Genomic DNA, 24,096 nt, shown 5'->3' with positions numbered 1-24,096 from the left:
TCAAATTTTTAATTCAAAGTATGCTGATTTGCTTCTTAAATTCGCAGAGATGCATTGATGTACGACAGTCTGAAAAAACACCAGCACTGATGATTCAGAGCGCAAAGAGAAGCCAGTGCCTTCGATGCCGGTGAGGCGTGTGGTGTGGCTAGACACCTTGACCGCAAATTCGTATGGAATGAATTGCGGTAAGTTGCTCCGACAAGTAACTCTGATTGAAGCCTCGCAGCGCCGAAAAATTTCGTTGAACGGCATCATCTTGCAAACGCTTTCACTGTCCTGCCCGGCCTTATGTCCAAGCATGCATTTGACCTTCATGGCGCCATCTCCCATTTCATTGTCTTGCGATGGATATCAAATATCTGATATGTGCACTTGCTCACGTGCTCCCAATCATACCAACAGTTTGCACATATATGCAAATCGAACGCAGCAGAATCTGATGCTGGTATGTAGCGTAATATGTGAACGACTCGGATGGGCGTGGAGGAGAGGTGGGCGTAGGTAACTGCGGCGGAATGTCTATTGGGACTTTCACCAATGAACTGAGCCCCTCGCGTCCGAGCATTTAGATTGGACCGTGAGTGCGTTTCGGATAGGCTACCTATGTTCAGGCGAGTCGCGTAAACCAGACCATCGCGGAATTCCGCCGAACTAGAGTCAACAAAGTACCAAGACCGCAAATGGAGGGTCCCTCTTTTCCTGCCAATTAATGTCGCCTTGCATCTCAAGCATGCAGTGCATGCGTTTGGTCCATGAAGTATGGAAATAGCTCCACCCACCCGCGAAGCGGATTCAAGTGGCTATCCGGATTTCATTGTGTACGTTAGAAATACCAGGTGCCGACCAAGCTGCCCCAAAGGCCGCATTCCTTTCAGCCATGGAATCCACCACACCACGCAAGGTCACCATATCCCCTTTGACCTCCACATCTATATGCTTGGCCTCGCGCTCTGCATGGCGTGCCAAGGCATCGTGAATACGTATAGAAACATTCGCAGGTGTCACGATATGCTTGATACGGATGTTATTGCTCACCCCAACGACTCCAGTCAGTGAGCGCAAGGCCTTGGCTGCTGCCTGCCTTTGATAATCCCAATTCACTTCGCCTTTGAGTGTTACCCAGCCCTTCTCTACCGTCAATTGAATGCTGTGAGCAGGGATCTCTGAATGCCACTTGAGGGCGGTTTCTGAGGCGGTGGCAATTTCGGTGTCGCTGCGTTTGTGATTCGGTGACAGTTTGACGTCCATCTCCAATGCAATTGCCTTGACGCCCTGAACTCGACTCACAGCCTTCTCAATGGCGAATTTTTCAGCATAGGTGTCGAGGTGTCCGGTCAACGTCACTACTGAATCTTTCACTGCAACGCCAACCTGAGTCGCATGAATGGCCGGATCCCACTCCAACTCACTAACGATATCGTGTTGCAGTTCAGTGTCGGTTTTCATATTCGTCTCCAGCGTCGTTCAAGATCTACGAAGGCTAAGCGTTTGAAATTGCCATCCGATTGCGATTTCACAACCGCCCTGCTGAAGGGAGGTCAAAACCTTCCCGCTTGCGTCTCCATGCCTCTGAATAGTGAACGGTAAGGATTTCTGTTAGGTGCGATTAGGCCCGGGTGGCCCGTGACAATCCGCAAGTTTTTTTGTATGGCGATTGATAGACTGAGGAATGATTTTTTGAGTGCACCGGCATCCGACGGACACTCTTATTTCGACGTATCACCATGAAAGCCTCTTTTGGCCGCGCGCACCCCCTTATTCTTTTAAGCCAGATATGAAGCAGCCACCGGCACCTGTTCCATTGGTCGTTGATATGGATGGCACCCTGTTGCGAACGGATACGTTGCTCGAATCACTGTTTGCAGCAGCGCGGGCCAAACCGCTTTGGCTTTTACAGAGACTGTTGTCGCTTCCTTGGGCCATGGCCAGACTCAAACAAGATTTGACTGGCGTCGCTGCGCTTGATGCCAAAACCTTGCCTATCTACCAGCCTCTGGTCGACTACTTGCGGGAACAAAAGCGCCTAGGACGTATCCTGATTTTGGCTACTGGATCTGACTATGGCATTGCCATGGCTGTGGCAAACCGATGTGCTCTGTTCGACAAGGTCTTGGCTAGCGATGGAACCCTTAATTTGAGCGGCGAGTCCAAGAAGGACAGGCTAGTTTCCGCTTATGGGATAAAAGGCTTTGACTACATAGGCAATAGTAGTGGGGACTTGCCGGTTTGGGCTTCGGCTCGGCAGGGATGGGCTGTCAATCCGTCAGTATATTTGCGCAGCGAAATAAGGCGTATGCCGCATGTTCAGCGGTTTAACTCTGACGCAAGGATCGACCTAGCCAGCTATATTAGCGCCATCCGAGTTTCGCACTGGATGAAAAACCTGTTGCTCCTGGTACCCCTGCTGCTGGATCACAAGCAATACGATTCCACAACGCTATTCAACGTATTTCTAGCTTTAGCCTGTTTCTGCCTGGCAGCGTCTGGCGTCTACCTGCTGAATGATTTGTTGGATCTGGGAACAGACAGGCAACATCCTCACAAGAGGAGGCGCGCGCTGGCATCTGGCGCCTTGCCCATCCAACGTGCGCTGGTTCTGCTAGCAGGTTTTTGGTGGGCATCGTGGTGCATAGCGATGTTCTTGCCCTCTGCTTTTAGGGTCTGTTTGTTCATCTATTTGCTGTTGATGCTGGTTTATACGCTGTATCTGAAGAACATTCCGTTTGTTGACGCCGCAACACTTGCAGTCGGCTACTGCCTGCGGATCACAGCGGGTGCTTTGGCCGCAGGCGCATTGGTCTCCAGTTGGCTGCTGACTTGTAGCGGCTTGATGTTTTTCGGCCTGGCCCTACTCAAGCGCTATGCTGAGATGGTGACATTGCGCGACCTGATGGGCGTCAATACACCAGTCCGTGGCTACTCTATGGATCGAGCGAGCAGCGTGGCTGGGGTAGGCATTTCGGCCTGCTGTGTGGCTTGCGGGCTGTTTGCCTACTTCCCCCTTGCGATAGCAGCAGGCGAAGGGCGTCTGGCGACGTGGATGGTGGGCGCGTTGTCACTGCTTTGGGTCGCCCATATGTGGATGATGGCCTACAGGGGAAGGATTCAAGATGACCCCGTGTCCTTTGCATTGCATGACCCGGCCAGTCGGGTGCTGGGCTTGCTAACCTTGACGGCTTCCTTAGCGGACATATGAAACAAATTCTTAGGCTCCTGCGATGGCGATTTATCATCGGTTGTGTCCTCGGAGTCGGACTGACGGCACGTTCTGCGCCGCATTCCATCTTGGATCTTCAGACTGCCAGCAGCACGCAGTCCATGGTCTTGAGGGGTGCCGGGGGAAAACAAGGTCTACTTGAATTGACGAACCTGAACCCGGTGATCAATTCCGGCTTTCTTTTAACGGTGCTTGAGCCCGGGGGCAGTGATCGGCAGTACTACCACCTCGAAAACTCAGCCCCGGCTACTCAGCATCTGGCACTCAAGGTAGACACACCGGGACAGCTGATCGTGTTGGCAAGTGGATTGACGCAAAGCTGTCGCTTGTGGCCTGGTGACATACTGGCCTTGGCACGGCGATCCGGATTGCCGTTCGCGCCCGTGTGTGGTCATCAGCTGTATTTGCGAAATCCAGTGAGAGGTAGCGGTACAGCCCTGGAGGCTTCAACGCAGTTCCTGCGCGACCATGTCTGGCACGGCGAGAAGATCATCAATTTGGTGCGGCAACATTTTTACCAAGATGAATTTGCCGAGTACACACGCCCAGTACCATCGTCTACGCTCCCAGGGAATGCGGTGGCAAGTATTGGCATTCCAGCCGCCGAAGTGTCTTTGACTAAGGCCGCACTTAACGTGGAGGCTACAGGCCTCGGAATCGACGTGGGAGTTCATGGAGGACTACGACAGGGCACATGGTATTCAGCCTCGGGGTTGGACGGCGTGTATGTCAGTATGACTCAGCCGGGGGCCTTGATGGAGCGCCCATATCGGTCTAACGGAGTGACGCTAGCATTGGATGACGTAGAGTCATCCGCACTTTCCTACCTGGTGGCATTCGATCTCTCTTTGTTCGAAGTGGGCTTTGCATTGGGAACCGATCATCCGCGCCTGGAATGGTCTGCACGCGTGCCGCTGACGCAACGTGATGCGCAGTTGAGCGGTCCGGATGGCATCGGCAGTGCTGTGCCACTTGTTCGTCCCGGGATGGTGAGTCCGGCTTTGCAGCCAAGAGTAGTTGCCACCTTCACCGGCGGGTTCAAGCGTGAGCATGGGGCATTCCGCTATGGTCCGCTGGCTTCGGTACAGCAGGGGAGTCACTATGGCTTTGTCGAACAGGGAATTGTGTATAGCCGTTTGGTACCGGATCTATCGACACTTTACGTCTTGAGCGATGGTCAAGTGGGTATGAAAACGTGGTCCGTAAATGATGCCGAACTGAAACTGCGCGTGCGGCATGCCCGGCAAAACGGTGTGCCGCTTTTGGAGCGCAACCCCGCGGGTGGTGTGGGTCTGCCGGGTGCACTGGTGGGTGCGTGGGGCCCAGGTAACTGGTCGGGGTCAGTAGATGAAAAGTTGCGCACACTCAGGGCAGGAGCGTGCTTGATCGAGCAGCCAAGCCATCGCTATCTTGTTTACGGCTACTTCTCCACGGCAACACCGTCAGCCATGGCTAGGGTCTTCCAGGCATATGGCTGCAGCTATGCGATGCATCTGGATATGAATGCACTAGAGCACACCTATCTAGCATTGCTTTTGCGCACTGGGCAAGGACTTCAGATGGAGCATCTTATGAGTGGCATGGCACAACTCGATCCAGTTCCCGGTTCCGGCCAGGGCCCCCGCTTTCTTGGTTTTCCCAGCAACCGGGACTTCTTCTATATCCTGAAACGTGGGGTAGAGCAGTGAGGCCCATGTTGCGCTCGTTGCTTTGGATTTTCTTGCCTGCAATATGCTTGCCATCGCACGCAGGTTCGCTAATTGAGCAAAATGAACTTCTGTTGCAATCCCTGCAGCGTGAACAGGGGCTGAGTGACGGCCAGACACAGCGCATTCGCGAGATATTTCGCAAGTCGGGCTTTATCGGCCAGGGTAACCCTAGCATTTCTGTGCATCCGATGACGCCTCAGCAGTGCCGCGATGAGCGCGCCGGAAGCATGCAACCTAACGTCGGATTCTCGCGCATATGCGGGCGGCCTTTCATGGCACCCCTGTACGATCCAAAGACCCAAACACCGGATCAAGCGAGTGCCTGCATAGACCAATTTGAGTTCCCGGATATTCCTTGCGAATATCCCGTTGTTTGGGTGCGCGCGAAGGAAGCCGCCGAGATATGTGAGGTTATGGGCAAACGTCTGTGTGATGCCCACGAATGGGAGGGCGCTTGCGACGGTCGTCTACTACCGCCTGACTATCGTTTTGACTTGGCCAGGGGGAGGGCACCTGCTGAAGCCCAAAGTTTAATGCGCTTTGCACACAACAAGGCGTTCTCGGAAAACAAACGTTGGAGTTATGGTCCCACATACAAGACAGGTGTCTGCGGGACGGCAAGCCATAAGACAGCGGATTGTCCTGGCGGCGGATGGAGCGCTTGCGGCTCAAATACCTATCCGACGGGGGCATTCCCCCAGTGCCACAGCAACTTGGGCGTCTACGACTTGAATGGAAATGCGGCAGAGCACATGAATTTACCACTGGATCCAAGCCAGATGTCCAGCCGTGGAAGCCAGTCCCTTGGATACACCGAAATGAAAGGGAGCTGGTTTGTTTTTGACTCCATACGTGCCCATGAGGATTGGTGCCGATGGCGCGCACCCTATTGGCACGGCGGTCGTGTCATGGCCCCCAACAGCCATGCCAATTACCATCTCGGATTTCGTTGCTGCAATTCGCTTGCGCCGCACTGAATGCCCAAAACATCAGCTGCCATCCGTGCGGTTGACAATCCGAGCCAACCACGCGGTGAGTGATGGTAGTGGTCCCTCGGTGCTGAGTAAGGGCGCCAGTTTAGGATCCCCAATGACATCGTCCATGGAACGTGCTGCACCATTGACATAAACAGTGTTGCTTACCAATCGCACACCATGGCTGTAGTCCGCGTAATGACTACCGTGCACGGTACTGAGCGGCTGTATGGGTAACCCCGAGGGGAGCTGCCAGCCGTATATGGCAACCCGCCCGGGCATATTCCAAAGCCGGGTGCTCAGCACAAGATCCTTCTTGTGCCCGGCAGTCAGCACCTCTAGTCCCATGCCGCTGGCTTCCCGTTGCAGCTTGACCATGACGTTATGCAGACGGTAATACTCTGAACTGCGCATATCGTTGCCGGCGGGCAAGGGCTGCGGTGCCATATGCAAGGGAGCCTGACCGTAAATCAGGTCAACCATCTGGGGCGTGGGCAGTGTGAAGCCAAATTGTTCTGCTACCAACAGCGCGGTATTCAGTTCCATGGGCATTCGGGAAAAATCCGTATCCGAGCCTATGCTTAGGTAATCGGCCATGACGCAGAGTGTAAGACTCAAGGCTGTGCCGTCAGAGGCCCTACTGACCAATGAGACCGGTTGCAGATTGCGTAAAAAGTCGGGAATGTTGCCGGATTGAAGTTCGCTTAGGATTGCACTGTCCCGTTGGCGTTCGGTCATGCCTGCTACAAGATCAAAAAAGGCCGTCGCGTTGCGCGCGTTACCTAGCCTTGCTGGGATAGATTGCGGTGAAGCAACACAGGGAGAATGAACGGTACGGGCACAAGCCAGGGTGGTGAGTAGCAGCCCGCTGACGATGACCAAGTTAGGAATGTGGTAGCGTGAGCAAAGGGTCATGAGTCGGATGCCATCCGGGTGATTGGTTGTCCCCATTTATACCTCAGTCAATATGTGGTTATGAGCGCCAAAATTTCGATCTTTCCTGCCCATGGAGTGGGTGAGCCAGTGCTGCTTACGTTCCCTGTACCCTGACAGTGGCTGTAGCAACACTATGTGGTGTTCCTCCTTAATCTTCGGAACGGATGCAAGGTCATGGCCTTGGATGCCAAGGTGAGAGTGCAAGGCGTACAGTGCGACCTGACAGTTGCGGTCGCGTCGGTCACTATGTGTGCAGGGCCGAGCGAGGATATCAAAGCGAGGGACTTGCGCATGAGTGCAAATGCCATGGGGACAAGGGTAGCCTAGTGGTTAGCTCTTCTGCTACGCGACCGTTGCCCCTTCTCACAGATATCCAGAGAATCAAGGCAGATCCGACAGGGGAAGGAAGAAAAACGGCATTAGCAATAGTGATTACGCGACTTGGCACGCTGGGCGTTCCACGGATTAATTTCGGATTGACAGTGCAAGCTTTCAGAGCTCTGAAGAATCTTAGTTTGGTCTGAAGTGGGAAATCTTCTTCAAGTCATTGAGGATGAGGATGGTCTGCAGTTCAGCACTGGAGGAGTGCAAGTCATGCAGCCCCTCGGCAAGTGAAGCAAGAGACGTGGACATCAAGGCATGTGCTTTTGCAGCAGCTTCCTGGGCAGACTTTGCTGACTTGCGCGTCGCATCAATATGGTCCAACACTTTTGTCAATCCCGCACGGTATTCTATTGGCGCTGTCACCACGGCTAGGTTCAATTGAACAGATCGGTATTTCTCAAATCCTTGCGGATCTGTCTTATGAAAAGCAACCAAGGCATCGAAGGGAAGCAATGGGCAGAAATGAGACATGGGTTCCTCCTAAATCGTTACCGTAAGTCCATGGCTTTACTAGAGGATGTGACTTTGCCCCCCACGGGCAGGCACTCATCGGCGTATTCGCAAATGGGCACAAGCCTTCCGCCCACCAAGCGCAATATGAGCGAATTTTAGGCAAATGATTTGCGATTCCGCATGCTTGGCTAAGTTTGAGAGTAGATACATTCGCTGCAGCAGGGCGGGAGGAAGCCTGGAATATGCGTAAGCGAGTATTTTCAAGACGCATGACCCGCGCCAGTGGCCATTTCACGCTCCAGGCGTTGGTTGAGATGTTGGCATCGGTTCAAGGAATATATCAGCCACATCCAGCCGTTCTTCGAGCACAAGTTGGCTGCCTTACGTTGAGGGTCGTTTTCGGGATCGATAGGTTTAACCGCTGCAAAATATTGCGTGTCAAGTGTGAGACCATTTGCTATCAAGGATGCGAATGGTCAAGCGTCCAAGTACGGATATAAGCCCCAATAGTGCGTTGTCTAAAGCACAGGAGTGTTCGTATGTGTGGCATTGTTGGCGCGGTGTCAAACCGCAACATTGTTCCCCTGCTAGTTCAGGGTCTGGAGCGGCTGGAATACCGAGGATATGACTCCTGTGGAGTGGCTGTCTATGTACAAAGTGATAAGCCTGGGCTGCGCCGGGTCCGAAGTACATTGCGCGTGGCTGAGCTGGCACAACAAGTGGACACCATCTCCATGAAGGGTTCGTTGGGAATAGCTCACACTCGCTGGGCTACGCATGGGGCACCAGTGGTACGTAATGCTCACCCGCACTTCAGTTGTGGAAGAGGAGCCGGTACATACGCTACGTTCGGAAATGTCGGCTTGGTACACAACGGTATCATTGAGAACCACGAGGCGTTACGCCTCTCGTTGGAGTTAAAAGGCTACAAGTTCGACAGCCAGACTGATAGTGAAGTCATTGTTCACCTCATTGACAGCTTGTACAGGGGTGATTTGGCGGATGCAGTCAGAAGGACGACAGCGCAGTTGCACGGTACATACGCAATTGCAGTTGTCTGCAAAGATGAACCATACCGCTTGATTGGGGCACGTGTTGGATCGCCTTTGATCTTGGGGATTGGCAAGGACGGCAATGAGCATTATCTGGCCAGTGATGCATTAGCGCTCAGCGGCCTTACCGACAAGATCATTTACTTGGAAGAGGGTGATCAGGTGGATGTCCGACCTAAGACATACGTAGTGTTCGACAAAGCCCATAAGTTGCTCACCTCCGCCGAGCGCCCGATACGGGTGGTTGATGTCCGCTCCAATTGCATCGAAGTGGCCCCTTACAGCCACTACATGCAGAAGGAAATTTTCGAGCAGCCCCGCGCCATTGCCGACACCCTGGAAGGCGTGGAGGGCATCACGCCCGAGCTGTTTGACCAGCAAATGAACCACCAGCCCGGCGCCAACGCCGCGCGCGTGTTTGCGCAGATTGATTCGGTGCTGATTTTGGCCTGCGGCACCAGCTACTACAGCGGCTGCACCGCCAAGTACTGGCTAGAAAGCATTGCCAGGATCCCCACGCAGGTGGAAGTGGCCAGCGAGTACCGCTACCGCGACTCGGTGCCCAACCCCAACACCCTGGTGGTAACCATCACCCAAAGCGGCGAAACCGCCGACACCCTGGCGGCCCTGCGCCACGCGCAGTCATTGGGCATGCATCACACCCTGACCATCTGCAACGTGGCCACCAGCGCCATGGTGCGCGAATGCAGCCTAGCTTATGTGACGCGCGCCGGTGTGGAGATCGGCGTGGCCAGCACCAAGGCCTTTACCGCACAACTGGCGGGCCTGTTCCTGCTTTCCCTGTGCCTGGCCCAAGCCAAGGGACGCCTCCCCGAAGCCGAAGAAGCACGCCACCTGAAAGCCATGCGCCACCTGCCAGCCGCCCTGCAAGCCGTGCTTGCCCTGGAGCCCCAGGTCATGGCCTGGGCCGACGACTTCGCCCAGTGCGAAAACGCCCTCTTCCTGGGCCGCGGCCTGCACTACCCCATCGCCCTGGAAGGCGCCCTGAAGCTCAAGGAAATCAGCTACATCCACGCCGAGGCCTACCCGGCTGGTGAACTCAAACACGGCCCCCTGGCCCTGGTCACCAGCAGCATGCCCGTGGTCACCGTAGCGCCCAATGACGCCCTGCTGGAAAAGCTCAAAAGCAATATGCACGAGGTGCGCGCCCGTGGAGGCGTGCTCTATGTGCTGGCCGATACCGACACCCGCATCGAAAGCGGCGAAGGCCTGCACGTGATCCGCATGCCGGAGAACTACGGGGAGCTATCCCCCATGCTGCATGTGGTGCCGCTGCAGCTGCTGGCGTACCACACCGCATGTGCGCGGGGGACGGATGTGGATAAGCCGAGGAATTTGGCTAAGAGTGTGACGGTGGAATAGAGGCTGGGAGAAGTTCGTTGGATGAAGTAAACCTCATACGAGCCAATAGTGCAGAGCTGTTCAAGAAGGGGGGCACGTGTGGAGAGCCTGAGGCAGTATTTTCGTGCTTCTGTTCTGACCAATCACAGCTGCGTAAACGATGATGGTGAAAGACCGCAAGCTTTAATTGCTTCCCAACTGCAAGTGAAGCGACTGGCTATGACGACAGCTTCCGGTCAGATCTACCTTTTGCCTGAATCGCCTCGCTAGCCGGAAACTAGTTCCTCTGTATATCTTGCAGGTAAGCCAAAAGGTATTCGATGCGATTGCGTACGTTGAGGTCTTGCGGCTGTCCGTCGTCTGTTCGATACACATCTCCCCAGACCGGCATCTCACGAGAGCCGTGAGGATCGTTGGCCTTGGCGTCTCGGCCATCGATCACTTGCTTGATCCGTTGTAAGGGAAACGTGCCGCCGTTCCTGGCCGAAAGCATAGTCAGATCTGGTGGTGGAGGTACAAGACCAGTTGCCATTTTCCCATCACCCCTGCCCAACAACCCATGACAGCTGCTGCAGCTGCTTTGAAATTCTATCTTTCCATTTGTCAACTTGTCAGAAGCAAAGCAAATGCCAGATGCAGTTAGAAAGCTGCAAATCAAAAGAAGTATCCCTTTAGGAAAATTCAGTGAACGTATCATAAAAAGCAGATCCTCAGGTTTAACGGAAGTCACGCCGAATCGATGAATTAGAACCAAGAATTGAATCTTCAATATTGACAAATCTTTAATACCCTTCCAATCTGGCTCTTTGCGGATAGCATAGGTTTGCGCATTCGCAAAATTACTTCATTTGTCGACTTCCAATTGAAATTGACATAGACGGGGACATGCGAAATTCGTATCTTTGAAATGCATGCTGTCATTCCGCCCATGATCAAACCTGCGGTCAGCACCGGTTCCTTCCGTTGAGCCAATCGATGCACTATTGCAAAATTGATATTTGACAATCTATCCAATTTTAAGTGCGGGCAGCATATACAGTGAAATTCAAACCTTAAGGAAAATCACATGGCGCAAATCAACCCGTATGGAATGCTTCTCGCAATCGGCATAGCAGCGTACAGTAGCTGTACGTTGGCCCAAGTTCAAGCCAAGGAAGACATCGGCCAGGAAGAATTTGAATCACATTGTGCTTCTTGCCACGGCAAGGATGGAAAGGGCGGCGGTCCCTTGGTAGATTTCCTGAAACGTCGGTCTCCGGATCTGACTGTTCTTGCCAAAGCAAATCACGGCGTACTGCCTATGAAGAGACTCTTTGATGTCATAGAAGGTGAAGATGTACCTATCCATGGTAGCCGTGAAATGCCCGTCTGGGGGCGCGAATTCAGGATCCAAAACGCCGCGAATCTTCGTGAAGCACGCGGGCTATACGATTCCGAATCATTGGTTCGCGCGCGTATCTTGATGCTGCTGGAGTATTTAGATCGATTGCAGGTTCGTTAACTGACGTGGTAATCAGCAATCTACATTTCTTGCGATAGATGTCGGCTGATGGTCATCCACTGATAGCAGCCGAATTGCGCTTTCTCAAACCATTGGCTTCACAGCGGCCAGAAACTTAAATCATGCACGGTTTTCCCGTGCCAACTTGAATGGGAAGGGCACCATGAAAATCCGCTTTAATCATGTTATTTTGGTTGCTGTCGTAGTCTGCTCGTCATATGCAAATGCACAGCAGAATCCGTTTGAAGGCGGCAGCGTGGCATTGAACCTGGGGCTGCAATCTAACAGTACGGAAATCAGTTCCGGTTCTGATCGTATCAGTGGGATAGGATGGGACTCACAGGGCGCCAATTTGCAAGGCGCTTGGGGATGGTCCTTGAGCCCATCATTCATTGTTTCGGTAGGTGCCAGCTATAACCTAACCGATGTTTCTGCAGGAGATGCAGGCACGTCCACAGGTGGTTTTTCTCTGAAAAGGAAAAATGCCTATTCAGTCTATTTGGAACCAGGCTTCAAGGTATCGGACAAAACCTTAGCATACGGCAAAGTCGGATACGAAAATGCCAACATGCAGGGTGAAGTAGCTGGTCGAAGCGGCGACAAGTCTATCGATGGTATTGGCTATGGTCTCGGGCTTCGTACTATGCTTGACAACAATTTGTATCTTCAGGCCGAGGTCAAGCAAATTTATTACAGTTCAGCAACATTTCCCGGACAGAGTACAGACTTCAAGGTTCACGCCACCGAGGGACTGTTCGGGGTAGGCTACCAGTTTTGAACGTGGTCGAGCGGTGCCTCTAGATGCCACTGTAAGGACAAAGGCCGGATTGCCAACGCGTTTAGTGATTTCTCTAGGCTTGATGGTTTTGCACTGCTGTGTCTTGGGGGCCGTCATGGTGCTGAGCGCTTGTGCTGGGGATGTAGCCATGGATGTGACAAACTTGCAGGCCGCACAAGAGCTTGCGCGGTCCTCAAGGCCACCAGGCTCGGTCTATTCGGGATGGCGTGTGTTTAAGGATAAGTGTTCGGCTTGCCATGGAACCGATGCAGTAGGTGCTGAGACTGGCCCTGACTTGATGCCCTTGATACAGCGGATGGGTCCGCGCCGTTTCGTCGGATTGGTGCTCAAGCGCTATGACTGGAATAACCTGCAGCCTACATTTGATGCCAGCAACAGCGAGTCTTTAGAGGCATTGACTGATACAGTAATGCGGCGCAAGGAGCCAGCCATTCAGATGCCCGCTTGGGAGGGAAGTCCGAGTGTGAACTTCCATATCTTGGATCTCTATGCGTATCTCACGGCCCGCGCCGAAGGTGTACAAGGCACCGGTCGTCCGCCGCTCTAGAAATGCTGGAAATTCAATCGGTTTCATGCCGGGCACCCCCCATCACAAACTGATGTTGTTGACGTTGATGGTTTAGCAGGGGTACCTCACTTGACAAGGTGCTGCAGGTCCAACCACATGGACTGACATCAGACTGTTGGGTGGTCGATTTTTGAGCTCGATTGAGCTACGCGTGCTCTGGCCTACCCCTGGTGCGCTATGGAGGAACACTCAGGCTTGGAGGTTCGCTGCTTGCCCAGAGGTTGGTTCGACGAAGCTAGCCCTATATGAATCCAAGTCGCTTTACCTCTCGCAGGAATGGTTGCTGTGCATGAACACCTGGTGCCAAGGTCCTTTGACCTTGGTACTACCTATATGTCGTTTTTGCTGTCTGAGTACATTGCGACACAGGACTTCTTTGAATGTTGGAGACGCTTTGGGACACGATTGCAATCTGCCTGCTGCCAACAGCGAATTCAGTGGACCATCCATGGTGCAGCTGAGGGTGAATGGTCGCTCTGCTCAGGTAAATGTGGGTGCCACTTTGCTCGATGCCGCCAAGGCCGTCGGCGTGCATATTCCAACGCTGTGTTACCACCCTTGCCTACCGGCACATGCAGTGTGCCGTATGTGCCTCGTGGAACTAGATGGAGTCGTTCGGCCGCAACCTGCCTGTATTACACAAGCCAAGGCGGGTGACGTGGTGGTAACCGATTCACAAGATTTGCAGGATTTTCGGAAGAGAAATACCCAGTGGCTGCTGGCACGTCATCCCAATGCGTGCAGGGATTGTGAAGTCAATGGTGCTTGTCGCCTGCAGCAGCTGATAGGCGAAGATTCATGGGACATAGACTGGGGCTACGTTCCCAGAGGATCCATCCATCACCCAGAGCACAGCCTGATAGACCATACATCGCCTAGCATCTGGCGTGACCTTTCCAAATGCGTTGAATGCGGCTTGTGTGCAGAGGCGTGTGGTGCTTCAGGACAACAGCAATATGTCATCGGTTTTGCCGAGCGCGGATCTGAGCGCCTACCGGTCACAGTTTTCGATCTACCGCTGGCAGACACTCCTTGCATATCGTGTGGTCAATGTACGCTGGTGTGCCCGGTAGGCGCCCTGATCGAGACCCCACACTGGCATACGGTCCTGCATACCCTCGATACCCGCATGCGGGTATCGGCTGTACAGGTTGCACCGGCAACGCGTGTTGCAATTGGCGAAGAATTTGGAATGGAGCCCGGTACGGTCAGCACGGGCCAAATGATCCACGCTTTGAGGCTGCTGGGCTTTGACTATGTCTTCGATACCAATTTTGCGGCTGATGTGACTGTCATGGAGGAGGCCACAGAGCTCCTGGAACGCCTAAAGGGCACGGAGCACCTACCGCTCTTTACGTCCTGCTGCCCCGGATGGGTGAACTGGGTAGAGATCCATCGGTCAGATCTGTTGCCGCACCTGAGTACCACCAAATCACCCCAGCAAATGCATGGTGCACTCACGAAACGTACTGGCTTCACAGCTGCGCTTGGTCCCGAATTTGCGAATGGTAAGGCAGAGCCCTATGTTGTGAGTGTGATGCCCTGCACGGCCAAAAAGGACGAGGCACAACGCCCTGGCATCAGCGGTGATATTGACCATGTTCTGACCACGCGTGAACTGGCTCGGATGATCAAGGCGCGCGGTATTGCGTTCGCTGCGCTATCGGGAGAGGACAGTTTTGACCGACCTCTTGGTGAAAGCACGGGTGCCGCACAGATTTTTGCTGCCTCGGGAGGCGTCATGGAGGCGCTGTTGCGCACTGCGGCCCATTTGCGTGGGCATGACAAGACTCTGGCTTTGGAATGGCATCAACTCCGCGGCGTAGCCCAGGGCATCAAAGTCGCTGAAGTTCCCGGCATAGGCAAAGTTGCGGTCTGCAACGGCATTGCTGCAGCGCAAGGCATGCTTGCAACGCAGACGTGGCGCGATGCGTACGTTGCAATTGAAGTAATGGCTTGTGTCGGAGGCTGTCTGGGCGGCGGCGGTGAACCGAAGTCCATTGATCCACTGATCTTGGAGAAGCGCATGAGCGCAACCTATGCGCTGGACAAGGTCGCGCCCAAGCGGTGTGCGCACGAGAATCCCGATGTTCTTGCCTTATACGCCACGCAGTTGGATGGGCCCAATTCCGTCAAAGCCCGTGCACTGCTGCATACGCACTATGCAGCACGACATTCCAAACGACTCCTTCTGATGCGGTTTCTTGACTGTTTGGACAGACGCGATTCCCATGCAGCGGTCAGAGTACTTCACCCTGATGCCCTATGGTCAACGGCATCGCCCTTCGGCGATATCCGGGGTGCCGATGGCATCGTGGACTTCATCCATAGGCAGTTACCTGTCCGTAATTTGGGACCAGAGTTTGCCCGTCACCTGATGGAGTCCCCTGCCGATGAAGATGATCTCATTGTATTGACGCCCTCTGGCCAGCGCTGCAGGTTTTGTTTGGATATCGAAACCTTGCACGAAGGTAGAGCCTCCAGAGTTGTTATCAAAGCCCTATTCCGGGAAATACTGTGACCAATGTTTCCGGATTCCGATGGTTAGGCTCGCACTGCCATGCGAGAAGGCGAACATCTGCAAATACCCGCAATTGCAGGAGGTTGCTACTGTTCGTAGCGCCTCGTCACTTAGGCATCGCTCGGTCCTGTGTTGCCAATGTCTGCGAGGGCAGGCAGGTTGACAGTTTCAAGGTCCGGAAATAAAGAGTCGAACGGTCTCTGACTCAGATTTCTCACATGGCGCGACTGGCGGCATAGATTAAACATGCCCATGCTGCCATCTGATACCAAAGTTGTTCCATTGAGTGCGATTTATCAATCGTAACCAGGCTATTTGCATCAACCCTTGACGCTTTGGATTCCCAATTGAAGGGAGACTTGACATGGTCCCAAGAGACGTCGTTGTATGCAATCCAGTTCGCACATCCACTGGCACATACGGCGAAGCCTGAACGGTGTGTCGGCAACTGACTGGGGTGCAGCCTTGATCAGTAAAACGCTCAGTCGCTCGGCCCAGAATGCTATGGAGGCGCAAGCCGTCATTATGAGCAATGCGATGCAGGTGGGGTGCAAAATGAACACCTTCGGCCAATCCGCAATCAATGCCGACGTGCCGGTCGTGGTGCCCGCACTCACCACAATCCGTGTTTTCGGCTATGGCACTCAAAGTGTTGTGAGCGCCGCACGGGAAAACTGGTCGGGTATGTTCGACTGTGCCTTTGCCGTAAGCATGGATAACATGGATTTCGCTCTCTGTCTCCCTCCACAGGCCCACTGTTGTGCACGCAGGGGTGATGACACGCACTTTGACAGCACGCTGCATAACGATCTAAACGACGCATTGAGTGGTGAGCACGCCGGTTGGAATACCCAAGACCTGGTGGTGCAGTGCCGGATATCGCGTGCAGGTCAGGACAGTTGGGCTTTAGGGTCCGGCCTGTAGGACCATCATGTTGGAAGCCGCATCGCCTAGTACCAGCAAGCACCGGTTGGTAGACTTTTTGTTGTTGGGTGGAGGCCTGGCGAGTGCCTCTGCGGCAGAGACGTTGCGTGCCGAAGGCGCGCATGGTTCCATCCTCCTCTTGAGCACTGAAAACGTACTTCCTTACCATAGGCCACCACTCGATAAAAAGGCGTTTATGAGTGGGGGAGTCACGGCTGAGAAAATTACTGTTCTACGTGCCGAGCGCTATCGGGAACTAGGCATAGAGTATTTGTTGGGCACGACAGCACTGCGGGTCGATACGACACGCAAAATTGTCCAGACAGACAAGGCGGGCGCTATCGGCTACGGAAAGCTGCTGATTGCCACTGGTGCTGCTGCACTGCGACCTCGGATACCGGGCGCCGATGCACAGGGCATTTTTTGCCTGCATACGCTGGATGACGCCCAGGCGGTACGCCAGGCCGCGCAATCGGCCCGCAACGTCGTCGTCGTAGGAGGCAGCTTTATTGGCCTGGAAATAGCTTCGACGTTGAGGCAGCAAGGTGCTTCGGTTACAGTGATTGAACAATGTGACAGTGTCTTTCCCGTTCTTGAGTCTGCAGAAATCAGTGCCTTCTTCCTGCAACTGTGCCGAGAAAAGGGGGTGCAGGTTTTGCTGTCTGAAACCGTATCGGCCTTCTTGACAGCAGCTGGGCGGATCACGCAAGTAGAACTTCACTCGGGCGCCCTGTTGCCTTGTGACCTAGTGATTCTGGGTCAGGGAGTCACTCCCAACACCGCGTTTCTCGCTGGAAGCGGCCTAAAGGAATTGGACGGTCTTGTGGTCAACCAGCACTTGCAAACCGAAGACCCGCATATTTTTGCGGCAGGTGACGTAGCCAACTTTCCGGATCACGTGTCGGGCGAGCGCCGCCGCTGGGAGCACTGGGATAACGCCATCAAGCAGGGTCGCCTTGCAGCAAAGAACATGTTAGGTCAGCGCCTGACATACGACCAAGTGTCGTATTTTTCTTCTGGACTGTTTGGCGTGACTTTTGAATTCTTTGGCACCGTACACGCAAGCAATGAGCACATCGTGCGCGGTTCTCTGGCACAGCGCTCCATGGCACTCCTGTACATGCAAGGCGACGTGATACGGGGCCTTTTTTCGACGGGACGCCCGGCCAAAGAGACCAAATCCATTGCGTCCTTGATTCGTTACGGTGTGAATGTCAAGGCCATCAAATCTCGGTTGGGCGACCCTGACTTTGGCCTTGAAGCATTCCCGAATCAGACTGTCTTGATCCTGCAGGGGGGGGGTGCCCTGGGGGCTTTTGAGTGTGGCGCAGTCAGGGCGTTGGAGGAGTCCGGCATTCGCCCGGACATCGTCGCGGGTGTATCGATTGGCGCATTGAATGGCGCCATCATGGCCGCTAATGCCACGCGCATGGCCGCAGCACTGGAGGCGTTCTGGAACGAATTGGCGTTGGATATATATGGCATCTCGCCAGGGCCCATGGGGGACCTGCTGACTGCCTGGCATATTCTGAACTTCGGCATTCCCAACTTCTTTGTGCCGCACTGGATGTCGCCTGTGGCCCTAGGGCCGCAGGCATGGACCAGTTTCTACGACCCCGCGCCAATGCGACGCTTGTTGCTGAAGTATGTGGACTTCTCCGGTCTGCGAGCGAGCCCGGTACGGTTGTTGATCAGCGCCGTGAACGTGGAGACGGGTGAGATGGAGGTCTTTGACAGCTATTCCGACATGCTCACTCCGGACCATATTTTAGCCAGCTGCAGTTTGCCGCCAGGATTCGGCTGGACTACCATTGATGGCCGTCACTATTGGGACGGCGGCATTGTCTCGAACTCCCCGCTCGATATGGTCGTGCAGCGTTGTGGGGCAGATGGCAAACGAACTTTCGTCATTGACTTGTTTCCCAACAAGCGGGCGCTTCCAAAAAATCTGCTCGAAGTACAGGCGCGCCGTGACGAAATTGGCTACAGCGAGCGGTTGGTTAACGATGTCAGAACCCGCGAACTGGTGCACGATTTCCACCGCCTAGTTGAGGAGTTGATGGGTAGCCTTGAGACCGACGCGTGTGAGCGCATCAAAGAGTCACCTTTGTACATCCAGTTGATGGGCGAGACAGCATCGTTGCCGATCATGCGCATTGTGCGCGAAGCGCGTAACGATGAGAGCGCATCACGTGACTATGACTTCTCTCAGGCCGCTGTCCAACGCAATTTGCATGATGGATACACATTGACGAAGCGCATGCTCAGCACGGTCTCGCGAAAGGAGCGCGCCTAGGGTTCTGGGGTGCCAAGTATGAGGGTAGCCACGCCGTGCGAAATGCAGTCGCCGATTACGGCAGTCGACGAGCACAGAGCAGTGCTCTGGCAGCCCGTCCAATTCGTTCAAGTCAAGCCGAGAGAGGTTTTTGGACATCTAGCGTCAAGAAACTTGCGGATTCGTAAGCCCGCCTCCATAGCAGCAGCTATTCTGAAGCCGTGTCTCAAGCGGCCAGCGCAAGCGAACCAGAGAGGCATGGAATTGGGGGACTCAAGAAATTGGGTCAAGTTTTGGTGCCTAGCATCAAAACGGATGGGAACGTCCCCAGACGTGTCAGCATGACAAGCTGACCCGGGGTTCTCACCACAACCGCCAACCCCTGAAAAGGTTGGCGGGTCTGTTTTAAGGGCCTTTGCATATGCTGGACTAATCCCGCCAGCGGCAATGCTTAAATCCAACCACTGGCTATGCTGTATTGGCACAGAGGCGCTGCCTGCGGGCCTAATGAGGTATTTCGATGATCAAGAACTTTCGTTTGCACAGTTGCTGCTGCAGGTGAGTTGGATTCGTATTAACCAACCCCGCCTGCAACACCATCCGATAGGCACAAAACCGTGGATTAGTCTGCGAATCGGCCATCACGTCCATTAGTGCTCAAGGTTCAGTGTTAGTTGTGGCTGATCGCCTAGTCGTTCCGAATAATTGACCTCCATTTCATGCATAGGCGCCAAAGAACGCAATGCATTGAGCACCCCTCTCGGGAAGCCTTGGCGCTTGGGGTTTGGGTTCAAGAGCTCTTCGATTACTTCAGGGAAGTCTGGTTCGTTCCAGTGATCTTTGAGCCTGTGCCCAACATGGGGGAACTGCGAGTGAACCACGGCAAAAGCGAAATTGTTGTCAAGCATGCGCATCTCCTCGTTGAGTTGAAATTGATTTCTGGCATGCCGACATCGGCTGCCAACAAGGTTTTTAATGGCCAGAAACGATACGGCAGATTCAAACTCTATGGAAGATCCAGATACTTCCGGTTGCACACAAATAAAGCGGCTTACAGATTCGCTGTAACTTCACCTGAACCCTCAGCGCGATACCAGCTAACCATTCGCTGTGCCTGGCGAGTCGGCAAACCCAAACGCTCGCCGCTACCAGAGACTGTGAGTTGCCCTGAACCACAGTCTGACCCGTCTTTAGCAGGTCAATCTGGCGCATGCTCATGGAATCATCTCGGTTCTGACCACGCCGCCAAGGTCCCTGTAAAGTCTCACCTTGACTGTCGCGTTAACGTCTGGGCGCCGGTTTCGTACTGAACTCGGCATTGGCGCAGCTAGGAGCGGTGCAGGAACTCACCTTGCGCAGCTCCCCCTAAAAGCTCACCTTTGGGCAGTTGGAGGGATGACAAAACGCCGCCTGACCGCATGTTCAGGACGTTTTGGGTCCAGTTAGGGGCGTTCGCGTAAAGGTTTACAACTGGTCCCCGTAAACCATCACCTAAGTGTGAATTTTCCGGGCTGGAACTCTCTGCCTGCAGACATAGGGAGGTTAGACCCTGAATAGAGACCTGCCAAGAGCGATTCCTATGGCTTCTGGAGACTTCTGCGGGATCGCCGCTGTGCTGCAGTCCCAGTAAAGACTCACCTTTGTCCTCCACCCTGCCCTAAAGTTACTTACTCAGATTCCTACCCCTACCCTTCCGAAACCGGTGTCCACTGAAGACTATTCGTCAAAGTCGTTTGAGCTATTGGGTGACGACAAAGATCTGGATTGGCTTCGGACCATTCGGAACGAAATCCTACATTCTGGTGAGCCTGGTTCAGTTTCAAAGCTTTGGAAGCTGCCATCGTCTGATGACATACCAGCATTTCAAGCCTCTCTGGAAGCTGAAGCAAAACGTGCAGTTCGTTTGGCCTTCAAGGTGATTTATGCGAACACAAAGCCGGAGTCGATGACTCAGTAGACAGCCATCGCCCTCCGCTGTACCCTCAAATCTAAGGGGAGTCGTAAATGTCAAAACCAATATTCGAGCGCGCATTCGTCATCACGCAACGCAAGTACGTGAACATGTTTGGCAATGCCAACCTGGAGTCAATCAACCAGGTCTTCAATTTCAGGGTCGAGGATCTGCCGCTACGGCCAAGGCAAGAACTACCACCCCAATATGGGGAGCCCACATTCGGCCTGACTTTTGACCTGGCCAGTGGACACACCATCAGCATGACGAAGATGGTCCAGTTCTCCAGCCAGGACGGCATGCTGGAAGGGGTCAAACACCCGCTGAGCTCCTTTGGCGATGCAATAGACCAGGCCAAGGTCGCGTTCCCCAGCTTTGAAGGCGCACCTACAGGCCTGGCGCCCGTTCTCGAATGCAGCCTCGACTCAGCCAGTGAGGACGAGAGTTGGATCGCTGTGCCGCCGATCTGCACCGTGGCCATATTCGAATCAATGGCGCCGGCTAAAGACCCTGAAGCTGATACATCCACCGCGGTGCTGATCTGGTTCCAGGACGGCTTTGGGCTCGCGCTGGATAACCGCACCAAACAACAGATCTAGGGTTTGGATTGGGCAGCGATTGCAGAGGACTGGTCGTATTGATTCGCAAATTCGAACCAAGCTAGACGAGTACTTTACAAATGCAAAATGTTGGCTTTACCTGCGACCGGTACATTGACTAGATGGCGAATTGACGTCACCTGCAACTCCTCCCTGGCAGGCCATCAGACGATGGTTAAGACCCAGCACTTACCCTGCTGGGTTTTCTTTTTGTGTGGCGAAAAGATCGGATTGCCAGCAGGTCAGCGAGACGACGCCAGCCCATAGATCACCATTCCCACAGCTACTGCGGCAATGAACCACAGGAACCATGAGCCGTCGCCCTCCTCCATGATCGTCGCAAAAGCCTGCTGATGGACCTGTTGGCCGGCAGGACCTGATACCTTCTTGCTGTAGCTGATGCCGGTACCCGGCAGGCCCACGGTGGTGCGCGTGCCGTTCTTCCCAATGTTCACCGTAGCACCAGGCACCCCGATGGATGTGCTGATGCCTGACTGGCTCAGGTTGATCTTCACACCGGGGAAGAGCTTGATGGTTTTACGGAAGCGGAAGGACATATGTAGAGTCCAGCGCTGCTAATCACATAATTAGGCAATTGGGTTTGATACGTTCAGTACTTGCTCGTCGCTTTACTCCCCTGCGCCAAGAACACGATCAGGATGATCCACCCCACAACAGGCAAAAAGACGATCAGTTGCCACCATCCGCTGCGGTCTGTGTCATGCAGGCGCCTGGTCGCTGCCGCCAGCGATGGCAACAGCACACCCAATGAGAACAGCCCGCTCAGAACTGGGGACACCATAGTGGTGGCGACGCTTGCTAGGACAATGAACAGAGAGAACCACCAGTACTCAGAAAGTGATGCAGTTCCCTTGAACTCAGCGTATTTTGAAAAGCATGTCTTGATGGCGTCTTGGAAGTTCATTGATTATTTATTTCTTCGTCAAATGACGGTTAATGTTTAAGGATAACCAAAAATTTGTGAATGTGCTATCCCCCACATGGGTGAGTTATTTGAAAATACTCATTTGGGCATACCCAGAAATATCAGACTGCCATACGCCAAGCTGACTTAGATTTGCGTTTGCGTGAAGCAACAAAGAGCAATCCAAGTCCTGCCAACATTAGCGCATATGTTTCTGGTTCGGGTACTGAGACCACCATAGACCAGCGACTGGCAGAATAGATATCCAGAGGACCTGAGTATCCTGCGTCATATGAACCAATTGTGGGTGGGTTCGACGCCATCGCATATCCACTTGGATAATTGATGTTTGGTGACCAAATTAACACTTGAGCGCCATCAATTGGTGGATTCGCTAAGGTTCTATCGAGGTCACGTATAAAGAAATTATTGGCAAGTCCATCGAACGAAGCTACAGCGGCGTTTCCATTGGTTACGCATGCTGTGGCGCATACGTAGCTTTTGATATCCATCCCATAGCGCATCTCATAAGGAACACCATTGAATTTAAGTGAAAAGGCTGTAATTCCAGTTACGATATTTCCGTTAGCGGTTCCATCAAATGTCCCGCTCACAGTCAATGGAGGGTCACTTTGGTAGTTACTTGCAAATGTGATGAATTTATACGACCAGTCGAATTTCTCAGCAAAGGCTGATGATCCTGCTCCCAAAATGGCGAACAACAGTGATAAACGCAAGATGTATTTCATGGGAAATTTAATTGTGAAAGTTCAAGGATAATTCGAATCCTCCGTACATCAATAGCTCAAACGTACTAACGTATATTTGCAATAAACATGTCACCCCCCCAAACGGGGGATATCAAACGTTTTGATTTTGATTTAAGAAAATTTGCATATCTATTTACTACAGCGAGCTGAATTAACAATAAAGAAAGCCCGCACATGGCGGGCCTTTCACTCTCAAATTTGACCTATTAGATCAAGCAATCAAGAATTCTGATTTGTCACGGCCCTGAAGCCATTTCGGAGCCAGGCCACGTCCAGACCATTCCTTGCCAGAAACTGGGTCACGGTATTTAGCAGCAACCTTGGAACCTTCAGGCTTTGCTTTCTTTGTATCTCGTGTGGTTCCAAAGAGGTCGTCCTGGGTCAAACCGTATTCGGCGATCAGCTCGCGAACCTTGTTCACGGCTTCCGACAACTCCGCCTGGCGAGTTTCTTCAATTTGCTTTTCAAGTGCTTCTTTTTGAGCAATGAGTTCTTTTAGGGTTGACATATTCACAATCATTTCCAAGTTAACAGATATCCAACTGACGCATAATTAATTGCGACATCGAGTATTTTAGTACTTTGAGATAACGGTGGTAGGTCTTGATGAATATATTGAGAACGGTCCCCGGAAAGGCTCACCTAATTCACGGCCGATTTGATCTTGGCCTTCAGCGCTTCCAGCGTCGGAGGCTTGATCATGTATCCCTTGATACCGAGGGGCAGCACTTCGGTTAGGGTGTCCTTGCTGGTGTCGGCAGTCATCATTATGACGGGGACATGGGCGAAATATGGATTCGGCAATGCTCGAAGCCTTTTCACAAACTCGATGCCGTCCATCGGATCCATGTGAATGTCAGACAGAACCAAATCCGGCTGGAACTTGATGGCCTCCACCAAAGCGCCCTTCCCGTCTCCTGCTTCATGAATCTGGTGGATGCCGATCTGTAGCAGAAGCTCCATCACGAGTCTACGCATGATGGGTTCGTCGTCTACGAGGAGGACGCGGAGCTTAGAGAGAATTTTGGCCATATGTGACTTACCGTGGTAATCCCCCCGATAAACCAAAGGTCCGAGAAGTAGAATTTTCCAAGAAGGAAGTTCTACGTGAAGAAGTCAAGATTTACCGACAGCCAGATCATGGCTGCCTTGAAGCGTGTTGAAGCCGGTCTG

22 protein-coding genes are annotated in these 24,096 nt (G+C 53.3%); 11 read left to right on the top strand and 11 right to left on the bottom strand.

Going from position 1 to position 24,096, the window contains the following annotated elements; genetic code table 11:
- Together DIC66_RS22990 and DIC66_RS21645 are read right to left on the bottom strand one after the other, a co-directional pair.
- On the bottom strand, positions 1 to 318 hold the full coding sequence (locus DIC66_RS22990) for a hypothetical protein (RefSeq protein ID WP_147321381.1): 318 nt from the start codon (positions 316 to 318) through the stop codon (positions 1 to 3).
- A 477-nt stretch (positions 319 to 795) separates the two neighbouring features.
- Positions 796 to 1,449 (bottom strand): BON domain-containing protein, encoded by a 654-nt coding sequence (locus DIC66_RS21645; RefSeq protein WP_117180266.1) that lies wholly within the window; start codon positions 1,447 to 1,449, stop codon positions 796 to 798.
- A gap of 328 nt (positions 1,450 to 1,777) precedes the next feature.
- On the opposite strand from DIC66_RS21645, the gene DIC66_RS21640 reads away from it, so the two are divergent.
- From DIC66_RS21640 to DIC66_RS21630, 3 genes are read left to right on the top strand one after another with little or no spacing between them, the layout of a single operon-like run.
- On the top strand, positions 1,778 to 3,199 hold the full coding sequence (locus tag DIC66_RS21640) for a UbiA family prenyltransferase (RefSeq protein WP_117180265.1): 1,422 nt from the start codon (positions 1,778 to 1,780) through the stop codon (positions 3,197 to 3,199).
- Positions 3,196 to 4,908, top strand: a complete 1,713-nt coding sequence (locus DIC66_RS21635; protein ID WP_117180264.1) for a hypothetical protein — start codon at positions 3,196 to 3,198, stop codon at positions 4,906 to 4,908. The genes DIC66_RS21640 and DIC66_RS21635 overlap by 4 nt, the downstream gene beginning before the upstream one ends.
- Before the next feature lie 5 nt (positions 4,909 to 4,913).
- Positions 4,914 to 5,906 (top strand): SUMF1/EgtB/PvdO family nonheme iron enzyme, encoded by a 993-nt coding sequence (locus DIC66_RS21630; protein ID WP_117180263.1) that lies wholly within the window; start codon positions 4,914 to 4,916, stop codon positions 5,904 to 5,906.
- A gap of 12 nt (positions 5,907 to 5,918) precedes the next feature.
- On the opposite strand, the gene DIC66_RS21625 is transcribed toward DIC66_RS21630, so the two are convergent.
- The gene (locus DIC66_RS21625; RefSeq protein WP_117180262.1) at positions 5,919 to 6,641 is read right to left on the bottom strand and encodes a hypothetical protein; all 723 of its coding nucleotides are present in this window, start codon (positions 6,639 to 6,641) and stop codon (positions 5,919 to 5,921) included.
- A 708-nt stretch (positions 6,642 to 7,349) separates the two neighbouring features.
- The gene (locus DIC66_RS21620) at positions 7,350 to 7,694 is read right to left on the bottom strand and encodes a DUF3135 domain-containing protein (RefSeq protein ID WP_117180261.1); all 345 of its coding nucleotides are present in this window, start codon (positions 7,692 to 7,694) and stop codon (positions 7,350 to 7,352) included.
- A 521-nt stretch (positions 7,695 to 8,215) separates the two neighbouring features.
- Here DIC66_RS21620 and glmS point away from each other — a divergent pair.
- On the top strand, positions 8,216 to 10,111 hold the full coding sequence (gene glmS, locus DIC66_RS21615) for a glutamine--fructose-6-phosphate transaminase (isomerizing) (RefSeq protein ID WP_117180260.1): 1,896 nt from the start codon (positions 8,216 to 8,218) through the stop codon (positions 10,109 to 10,111).
- A 256-nt stretch (positions 10,112 to 10,367) separates the two neighbouring features.
- Here the strand turns inward: glmS and DIC66_RS22985 are convergent, their stop codons facing one another.
- The gene (locus tag DIC66_RS22985) at positions 10,368 to 10,859 is read right to left on the bottom strand and encodes a c-type cytochrome (protein WP_147321380.1); all 492 of its coding nucleotides are present in this window, start codon (positions 10,857 to 10,859) and stop codon (positions 10,368 to 10,370) included.
- Between the two features lie 297 nt (positions 10,860 to 11,156).
- On the opposite strand from DIC66_RS22985, the gene DIC66_RS21605 reads away from it, so the two are divergent.
- The 6 genes from DIC66_RS21605 (at position 11,157) to DIC66_RS21580 (ending at position 18,699) form a co-directional block, all read left to right on the top strand.
- Complete coding sequence (locus tag DIC66_RS21605; protein WP_117180258.1) at positions 11,157 to 11,591, top strand: c-type cytochrome; 435 nt, start codon at positions 11,157 to 11,159, stop codon at positions 11,589 to 11,591.
- Positions 11,592 to 11,754: 163 nt separating this feature from the next.
- Positions 11,755 to 12,369, top strand: coding sequence for an outer membrane protein (locus DIC66_RS21600; RefSeq protein WP_117180257.1), 615 nt, complete (start codon positions 11,755 to 11,757; stop codon positions 12,367 to 12,369).
- 295 nt (positions 12,370 to 12,664) lie between these two features.
- Positions 12,665 to 12,937, top strand: a complete 273-nt coding sequence (locus DIC66_RS21595; protein WP_233506059.1) for a hypothetical protein — start codon at positions 12,665 to 12,667, stop codon at positions 12,935 to 12,937.
- Positions 12,938 to 13,334: 397 nt separating this feature from the next.
- Positions 13,335 to 15,479 carry a [FeFe] hydrogenase, group A gene (locus DIC66_RS21590; protein WP_233506058.1) on the top strand — a complete coding sequence of 715 codons (2,145 nt, stop codon included), beginning with the start codon at positions 13,335 to 13,337 and terminating at the stop codon, positions 15,477 to 15,479.
- Between the two features lie 387 nt (positions 15,480 to 15,866).
- Positions 15,867 to 16,403 carry a thiolase family protein gene (locus DIC66_RS21585; RefSeq protein ID WP_117180254.1) on the top strand — a complete coding sequence of 179 codons (537 nt, stop codon included), beginning with the start codon at positions 15,867 to 15,869 and terminating at the stop codon, positions 16,401 to 16,403.
- Between the two features lie 7 nt (positions 16,404 to 16,410).
- On the top strand, positions 16,411 to 18,699 hold the full coding sequence (locus DIC66_RS21580) for an FAD-dependent oxidoreductase (RefSeq protein ID WP_117180253.1): 2,289 nt from the start codon (positions 16,411 to 16,413) through the stop codon (positions 18,697 to 18,699).
- 629 nt (positions 18,700 to 19,328) lie between these two features.
- On the opposite strand, the gene DIC66_RS21575 is transcribed toward DIC66_RS21580, so the two are convergent.
- Complete coding sequence (locus tag DIC66_RS21575) at positions 19,329 to 19,586, bottom strand: hypothetical protein (protein ID WP_147321378.1); 258 nt, start codon at positions 19,584 to 19,586, stop codon at positions 19,329 to 19,331.
- A gap of 1,096 nt (positions 19,587 to 20,682) precedes the next feature.
- On the opposite strand from DIC66_RS21575, the gene DIC66_RS21570 reads away from it, so the two are divergent.
- Positions 20,683 to 21,228, top strand: a complete 546-nt coding sequence (locus DIC66_RS21570; RefSeq protein ID WP_117180251.1) for a hypothetical protein — start codon at positions 20,683 to 20,685, stop codon at positions 21,226 to 21,228.
- A gap of 242 nt (positions 21,229 to 21,470) precedes the next feature.
- Here DIC66_RS21570 and DIC66_RS21565 read toward each other — a convergent pair whose 3' ends face one another.
- From DIC66_RS21565 to DIC66_RS21545, 5 genes are all read right to left on the bottom strand, one after another.
- Complete coding sequence (locus DIC66_RS21565; protein ID WP_117180250.1) at positions 21,471 to 21,785, bottom strand: DUF4236 domain-containing protein; 315 nt, start codon at positions 21,783 to 21,785, stop codon at positions 21,471 to 21,473.
- 53 nt (positions 21,786 to 21,838) lie between these two features.
- The gene (locus DIC66_RS21560) at positions 21,839 to 22,153 is read right to left on the bottom strand and encodes a DUF805 domain-containing protein (RefSeq protein WP_117180249.1); all 315 of its coding nucleotides are present in this window, start codon (positions 22,151 to 22,153) and stop codon (positions 21,839 to 21,841) included.
- Positions 22,154 to 22,275: 122 nt separating this feature from the next.
- Positions 22,276 to 22,902 carry a PEP-CTERM sorting domain-containing protein gene (locus tag DIC66_RS21555; RefSeq protein WP_117180248.1) on the bottom strand — a complete coding sequence of 209 codons (627 nt, stop codon included), beginning with the start codon at positions 22,900 to 22,902 and terminating at the stop codon, positions 22,276 to 22,278.
- A gap of 232 nt (positions 22,903 to 23,134) precedes the next feature.
- Positions 23,135 to 23,443: an H-NS histone family protein gene (locus tag DIC66_RS21550; RefSeq protein WP_420820513.1), complete on the bottom strand. Its 309-nt coding sequence runs from the start codon at positions 23,441 to 23,443 to the stop codon at positions 23,135 to 23,137.
- 122 nt (positions 23,444 to 23,565) lie between these two features.
- Complete coding sequence (locus tag DIC66_RS21545) at positions 23,566 to 23,955, bottom strand: response regulator (protein WP_117180247.1); 390 nt, start codon at positions 23,953 to 23,955, stop codon at positions 23,566 to 23,568.
- Positions 23,956 to 24,096: the final 141 nt, after the last annotated feature.

The sequence above is a fragment of the Rhodoferax lacus genome, from assembly GCF_003415675.1.
GTDB lineage: Bacteria > Pseudomonadota > Gammaproteobacteria > Burkholderiales > Burkholderiaceae_C > Allorhodoferax > Allorhodoferax lacus.
Note: the sequence above shows the minus strand (reverse complement) of the source record. Positions and strands in the feature narration are given on the sequence as shown.

What these genes read in the sequence shown, in the direction of transcription:
- DIC66_RS22990 (WP_147321381.1), bottom strand. Translation starts at nt 318, where the DNA reads ATGAAGGTCAAATGCATGCTTGGACATAAGGCCGGGCAGGACAGTGAA.
- DIC66_RS21645 (WP_117180266.1), bottom strand. Translation starts at nt 1,449, where the DNA reads ATGAAAACCGACACTGAACTGCAACACGATATCGTTAGTGAGTTGGAG.
- DIC66_RS21640 (WP_117180265.1), top strand. Translation starts at nt 1,778, where the DNA reads ATGAAGCAGCCACCGGCACCTGTTCCATTGGTCGTTGATATGGATGGC.
- DIC66_RS21635 (WP_117180264.1), top strand. Translation starts at nt 3,196, where the DNA reads ATGAAACAAATTCTTAGGCTCCTGCGATGGCGATTTATCATCGGTTGT.
- DIC66_RS21630 (WP_117180263.1), top strand. Translation starts at nt 4,914, where the DNA reads ATGTTGCGCTCGTTGCTTTGGATTTTCTTGCCTGCAATATGCTTGCCA.
- DIC66_RS21625 (WP_117180262.1), bottom strand. Translation starts at nt 6,641, where the DNA reads ATGACCGAACGCCAACGGGACAGTGCAATCCTAAGCGAACTTCAATCC.
- DIC66_RS21620 (WP_117180261.1), bottom strand. Translation starts at nt 7,694, where the DNA reads ATGTCTCATTTCTGCCCATTGCTTCCCTTCGATGCCTTGGTTGCTTTT.
- glmS (WP_117180260.1), top strand. Translation starts at nt 8,216, where the DNA reads ATGTGTGGCATTGTTGGCGCGGTGTCAAACCGCAACATTGTTCCCCTG.
- DIC66_RS21605 (WP_117180258.1), top strand. Translation starts at nt 11,157, where the DNA reads ATGGCGCAAATCAACCCGTATGGAATGCTTCTCGCAATCGGCATAGCA.
- DIC66_RS21600 (WP_117180257.1), top strand. Translation starts at nt 11,755, where the DNA reads ATGAAAATCCGCTTTAATCATGTTATTTTGGTTGCTGTCGTAGTCTGC.
- DIC66_RS21585 (WP_117180254.1), top strand. Translation starts at nt 15,867, where the DNA reads ATGCAATCCAGTTCGCACATCCACTGGCACATACGGCGAAGCCTGAAC.
- DIC66_RS21580 (WP_117180253.1), top strand. Translation starts at nt 16,411, where the DNA reads ATGTTGGAAGCCGCATCGCCTAGTACCAGCAAGCACCGGTTGGTAGAC.
- DIC66_RS21575 (WP_147321378.1), bottom strand. Translation starts at nt 19,586, where the DNA reads ATGCTTGACAACAATTTCGCTTTTGCCGTGGTTCACTCGCAGTTCCCC.
- DIC66_RS21570 (WP_117180251.1), top strand. Translation starts at nt 20,683, where the DNA reads ATGTCAAAACCAATATTCGAGCGCGCATTCGTCATCACGCAACGCAAG.
- DIC66_RS21565 (WP_117180250.1), bottom strand. Translation starts at nt 21,785, where the DNA reads ATGTCCTTCCGCTTCCGTAAAACCATCAAGCTCTTCCCCGGTGTGAAG.
- DIC66_RS21560 (WP_117180249.1), bottom strand. Translation starts at nt 22,153, where the DNA reads ATGAACTTCCAAGACGCCATCAAGACATGCTTTTCAAAATACGCTGAG.
- DIC66_RS21555 (WP_117180248.1), bottom strand. Translation starts at nt 22,902, where the DNA reads ATGAAATACATCTTGCGTTTATCACTGTTGTTCGCCATTTTGGGAGCA.
- DIC66_RS21550 (WP_420820513.1), bottom strand. Translation starts at nt 23,443, where the DNA reads ATGATTGTGAATATGTCAACCCTAAAAGAACTCATTGCTCAAAAAGAA.
- DIC66_RS21545 (WP_117180247.1), bottom strand. Translation starts at nt 23,955, where the DNA reads ATGGCCAAAATTCTCTCTAAGCTCCGCGTCCTCCTCGTAGACGACGAA.